Below are 722 nucleotides of genomic sequence, written 5' to 3' on the forward strand. Positions count from 1 at the left end.
CGCCCGGCCTACTCGGTGCTGGACAAGACCCGCTTCAAGGAGACCTTCCAAATGGATATCCCGCACTGGAGGGAGGCCTTGATCTACTGCATGAAACGACTTCAACGACAATAGATATGGCGAAAATAACTTTTGGCTATGTCAGTAAGGCAAACCCCTTCATCGACCGGAAGGCATGGAGCGGCACAATTTTCAAGATCCGGGAGTCGATCGAACAGGCCGGATATACGGTGCGATGGATCCCCTATACCACCCCGTTTTTTTCCAAGTTTATCCTGGGACTGTACCATTTGTATGCAAAACTTACGGGAAAGAATATCGTCTACTCCCACATCCCGCTGATTGCCCGGATGGAAGCGCACAGCATCGATAAAAAACTGATTGCAGGATGCGACATGCTGTTTTTCAGCGGAGGCTCCCAGGTGCTGTCCCGGATCGAAACGGATAAACCGGTATTCTACCTCAGCGATGCCACCTTTGAACTGATGGTCGACTATTATTGGCCGAACCTCGCCGCATGCAGCGTCAGATATGGAAACTCCATCGAACAGCGGGCTTTGGATAAGGCTTCGGTAATTATTCATTCTTCTGAATGGGCGAGTAACTCGGCCCGGGATTATTACCACATTCCGGCGTCTAAACTGAATGTGATAGAGTTTGGTGCCAATATCGATGAAAATAAGATACAAACTCCTGTTAAACAGGAGTTTGCAGGGGGGGGG

Annotated in this window: 2 pseudogenes; both read left to right on the forward strand. The window is 49.7% G+C overall.

The annotated features are described in order from the left end of the window. Positions 1-114: pseudogene (locus tag QVP03_RS06900) on the forward strand (sugar nucleotide-binding protein); the annotation flags it as partial. A gap of 2 nt (positions 115-116) precedes the next feature. Next, positions 117-722 (forward strand): annotated as a pseudogene (locus tag QVP03_RS06905) (glycosyl transferase family 1); the annotation flags it as partial.

The organism is Alistipes sp. CAG:29, from assembly GCF_000435435.1.
Lineage (GTDB): Bacteria > Bacteroidota > Bacteroidia > Bacteroidales > Rikenellaceae > Alistipes > Alistipes onderdonkii.